4 protein-coding genes and 1 pseudogene are annotated in these 4,304 nt (G+C 53.8%); 3 read left to right on the forward strand and 2 right to left on the reverse strand.

Going from position 1 to position 4,304, the window contains the following annotated elements:
* Positions 1–28: 28 nt before the first annotated feature.
* Both QFX31_RS08750 and QFX31_RS08755 read right to left on the reverse strand, forming a co-directional pair.
* A complete protein-coding gene (locus tag QFX31_RS08750; protein ID WP_348531722.1) occupies positions 29–937 on the reverse strand; it encodes a tyrosine-type recombinase/integrase in 909 nt (302 codons plus the stop codon).
* Positions 934–1,443, reverse strand: coding sequence for a hypothetical protein (locus QFX31_RS08755; protein WP_348531723.1), 510 nt, complete (start codon positions 1,441–1,443; stop codon positions 934–936). The genes QFX31_RS08750 and QFX31_RS08755 overlap by 4 nt, the downstream gene beginning before the upstream one ends.
* Positions 1,444–1,598: 155 nt before the next feature.
* Here QFX31_RS08755 and QFX31_RS08760 point away from each other — a divergent pair, with 155 nt between their 5' ends.
* The 3 genes and pseudogenes from QFX31_RS08760 to QFX31_RS08770 all read left to right on the forward strand — a co-directional run.
* Positions 1,599–2,819, forward strand: a complete 1,221-nt coding sequence (locus tag QFX31_RS08760; RefSeq protein ID WP_348531724.1) for a radical SAM protein — start codon at positions 1,599–1,601, stop codon at positions 2,817–2,819.
* A 665-nt stretch (positions 2,820–3,484) separates the two neighbouring features.
* Positions 3,485–4,117 carry an acylphosphatase gene (locus tag QFX31_RS08765; protein ID WP_348531725.1) on the forward strand — a complete coding sequence of 211 codons (633 nt, stop codon included), beginning with the start codon at positions 3,485–3,487 and terminating at the stop codon, positions 4,115–4,117.
* A gap of 24 nt (positions 4,118–4,141) precedes the next feature.
* Positions 4,142–4,304 (forward strand): annotated as a pseudogene (locus QFX31_RS08770) (IS630 family transposase); the annotation flags it as partial.

Here is a 4,304-nt window from a genome sequence, read left to right on the forward strand (position 1 = left end):
TATACTAATACATCTGTCCTGAAATATCCTACACCCCCAGCATCGGGATGTGCGCCAGGTAGCTCCTCTTCACATCCTCGGGGTCGATATGGTTGTAGATATCGATGGCTTCGTTCATCGCGTCTCCTCTCAACCACTTGATGTAATCACGAGGCATTCCCGATCGTATGAGATGCGTCGTGAACCAGTGGCGGCAGCAGTGAGGCGAGAAGTGATCCTCCGGACGGTTGGATCTTGGATCGTGCAGACCGACACGCTCCGCGGCCTTCGCGACGATCTTGAACACGGTGTCGGCTCGCATCCGTGTACCAGTCCGGCTCAGGAACAACGCACGTTCGCCTCTCTTCTTGAGACGTGAAGCTCTGACCGTCAACCATCGCTTCAGCACCCGTGCCGTCTCCTCATCGAAATACACAATCCGGTTCGAGCGTTTCGGAGTCGGCTTCAGCAGTATCGACAGCTTTTCGATATCTACATCATCAACATCTAGAGCGACCAGCTCGTGCCTCCGGACACCTGTTTTGAAAAGCAACATCAACATGGCGCGGTCTCGAGTGTCGATCGTGGCTCGCACCATCCGTGCGGCTTCTTCGACTGAGATCAGCCTCCGATGGCTCACCGGATCCTTGTAGCTCCGGAGATACCTCTTTCTGAGCCTCGGCATCGGATTCGACTCGATCAACCTCATCTCCTCCAGGAATTCGAACCATAGACCGATACGCTGGAAGTGCCTCTCAACAGTCGTGGACTTGAGCGATCGTTCTGTCCTGATATACTTCAGGTACGCTAGCAGGTTCTCGATGCTCAGCGGATCGGCTCGCTGCGACTCGCTCCAGCACAGATACGCTCGGACTGATCCTACTGTGTTGTATATCGTGTTCTTCGTCAGTCCGCGGAGCTCCAGATCCTGCTGAAAATTAGAAAGCAACTTGGTCAACCCGTCCACCTCCAGCCTCGAGTCGTCTCCTTGATCAGGCCTAGATCCAGAAGCAGATAGAGCTGGTTTGTCACGATCTCGATAGCATCAACGTCGCTCTGGTCTATTCCGAGCGCCTCCAGCAGTGCGCGGCTCGACCAGGTCTCTCCAGATCTCAGCAGATCGAGCAAAGCTGGATCGAATGAACCGACCCCACGCGGCCCGTCAGGCTGCGAAAAGTACAGGTTTCTCAGCTTGAACAGCTCAGTCTCGAGCTCCTTGATCCGGGCATTGCTCTTTTCGAGCTCTCGCTGGAGCTTTCTGTTCTCGACGAGCAGATTCGATTTCTGTGTGGCTCGATCAATATCATCCTCGGCGAGGTGCTCCTCGACTGTCTCGTATATCCATCTGCTTAGAGGCATCCTCGCCTTCCGCGCCAGCCGCCGCCAGCGCTCTCTGTCGCGCGAAGTTGGGAAATAGAGGATGAACTGCCTGGCCCGGCGCTCTTCTAAATCGCCCAAAGTCATGCACTAAAATCAATCTTTATAGGATATAAAGCTATCATTTTTTCAATGATCCGTGAGAAATGAGGATCTAAGGTATAAGCTATGAGACTGTTGGTCTCATCGGAATCGTTCTGCTACGAAGACTGTCCAGACTACAGATTACGGGGCAGGATCGCATGAGGCTGCTGTTTGCGGAGAGAAATGAGAGCAAATGCATGCGGTGCGGCGCATGCGATGAGATCGTGGCGTGCTCCAGCAGGAGGGTAGGTTATGCTGAGGGATGCATCGGATGTGGAGCATGCCAGATCACATGCCCCTGCGAAGCCATCGAGATGAGAGAAAGAGCTGCGGAAAGGTATGTGCAGATCAGGGTAAACGGCGAGCTTTTCTCCATCCCGGAGAGGATAACGGTGAAAAAGGCCCTGGAGATTCTGGGATTCGAGATCTCAAGGATTCCGTCTGAGGGGAAGATATTCGCGCCGTGCGAGGTCGGCGGGTGTTACAGCTGCGCTGTGGATGTGGATGGGGAGATGGTGCCGTGCTGTGTCACCGGAGTAAAAGATGGCATGAGCATCAGAACCGAATTACCGGAGGGTCACATCCCGTTGAGGCGTCTCCGTGGGTGGATGGGGCACAGGGTTGGAGGCGTGGGGACGCCATGGCATCTGAAGAATCCCTTCAGACATGTGGAGGTGGCGACCTTCGCATGCGGCTGCAACCTCCGGTGTCCACAGTGCCAGAACTGGGAAACAGCATACAACGGACGCGCGCTCGCGCTGACGCCAAAAGAAGCCGCGATGCTCATGACTGATGCCAGGGTGAGATACGGCGTGGACAGAATGGCGATATCCGGCGGTGAGAGCACGCTGAACAGGCCATGGCTTGTACAGTACGTCAAAGAGCTCAGGAGGCTGAACCCATCGCCGGATGCCAGAATCCACGTGGACACCAATGGGACGCTGCTGACGGAAGATTATACAGATGAGCTTGTGGAGGCGGGGATGACAGATATAGGCCCGGATCTGAAGGGCCTGAGGCTCGAGACGTTCATGAGGATCACAGGTGTGCGTGACAAAGAGCTGGCGGAAGAGTACAGGAAGACAAGCTGGAGTGCTGTAAGGTATATCGTCGATAATTACAAGGAGAAGGTATTCATTGGCGTTGGCGTTCCCTACAGCAGGGATCTGATATCGCTCGAGGAGATCGCAGATATTGGAGAGGAACTCTGCAGGATCGATGATGAGCTCCAGGTCTGCGTCCTGGATTACAGGCCTGAGTTCAGGAGCCGGATACGGAGGCCGGAATACAGCGAGATGCTCGAGGTTCACGGGCTGCTGAAGGGCATCGGGTTGAAGACTGTGATATGCCAGACCGCATACGGCTACATAGGACCTTGAGTTTCAACGGGTTTGAAGACAGCTCTTCGCATCAGATCCGAAGAGTGTGGTGCTTCCAGGAACTACAGGAAAACGCACATAACGCAAGGTCACCCAATGTGGATGAAAAATGGTCTGCATTCAGCGACCATTTTCGTACCAAAGTTCGTAATTCGCATTTTAAAAATAGCCCGCATACTGGCTCAGCATTTTGATATCCGGTTCTTGGTCAGTGTGGATTCTCAGCTCTCGCGCTGCGGCAGTTTCATGGGCACATCTTAAATAGGATCCATGCAGTTGTTGTCATGATGAAGCTGAGGACATTGATTCGGGGTCGGAGGGCCCACGGGGTTGGTTACCGCAACCATCTTCTTGCCGAGGCCGACAGCACGTGCATGGGTTCTCCGCGCGGAACCTCAGGGAGAATGGTCTGCAGCTTGTGGAAAGACTCTTCGAGGGTGATTAGACGCAGTATCTTACTTCATGGAGTTTGTCGGATCCAGCCGGCCGATGGCGGCAGAGGTCTCAGAAATACCCTTCCAGGAGTATGATGGCCGCGTCGAGAGTCTTACCAAGTTTGCCATCATGTTTCAGGCCATCCAGCTGTCCAAGATGTTGAGTCGATCTTGATAAAAGAAGCAAAGCAGGATGCGATGCATGAAGTGCGACAAAGATACGTGACCCATATGCTTCGAGTTGAGATCGTTGCGAAGGGGGACGTCCAGAGGGTCGGATACCGGGATGCTGTTCAGAGCATAGCCAGAAGGCTCGGTATTTCCGGCATCGTCCAGAACGTGGAACCTTATGATGTCAGGATCATCGCTGAGGGAGAGGAGTCCGCCCTGAAGGAGTTTGTAAGGGCGATAAACATTCAGGATAGGCCGATCAGGGTTGAGGAGCTTGAAGTGAAATGGAGCGCGGCTACAGGCGAGTTCCAGTACTTCAGGATCCTGAGAGGGGACTGGCAGGAGGAACTCGGCGAGAGGTTCGATGTCGCGATAAGGCTTCTCCACAGAAGCATCGAGCTGGGCGAACAGAATCTGGCGGTGAGCAAGGAGAATCTGGCAGTCAGCAAGGAGACTCTCGCAGTGAGCAAGGAGAATCTGGCAGTCGGCAAGGAGAACCTCTCCGTAGGAAGGATGATGCTCGAGAAGCAGGATCTGATGCTTGAGAAGCAGGATGAGACGATCGAGGAGCTCCGGGGAGTGAGATCAGATCTCAAAGAGCACATGGAGAAGAGGTTCGCCCGGATCGAGGGAGAGATCGCTGAGATCAAGAGGGCGATAAGGGAGCTAGTGCTCCATAACAAAATATTTTAACCATTACGTTTATCTACCCAGACTATGGGTAGAAAAAGACTGCATGAAGTGAGTTTGAAAGAAGGCGAACGAGAGGAGCTTGAGAGCTTCATCAGGAAGGGTAAAGCCTCTGCGAGGAGTCTGACGCGTGCGAGGATACTGCTTCTTGCTGATGAGGGTTGGAGCGACAAAGAGATAGTGGATGTGT

It is taken from the genome of Methanothrix sp., from assembly GCF_030055635.1.
Taxonomy (GTDB): Archaea; Halobacteriota; Methanosarcinia; order Methanotrichales; family Methanotrichaceae; genus Methanothrix_B.

Coding starts and splice junctions, on each gene's coding strand:
- QFX31_RS08755 (WP_348531723.1), bottom strand. CDS start 1,443: ATGACTTTGGGCGATTTAGAAGAGCGCCGGGCCAGGCAGTTCATCCTC.
- QFX31_RS08760 (WP_348531724.1), top strand. CDS start 1,599: ATGAGGCTGCTGTTTGCGGAGAGAAATGAGAGCAAATGCATGCGGTGC.
- QFX31_RS08765 (WP_348531725.1), top strand. CDS start 3,485: ATGCTTCGAGTTGAGATCGTTGCGAAGGGGGACGTCCAGAGGGTCGGA.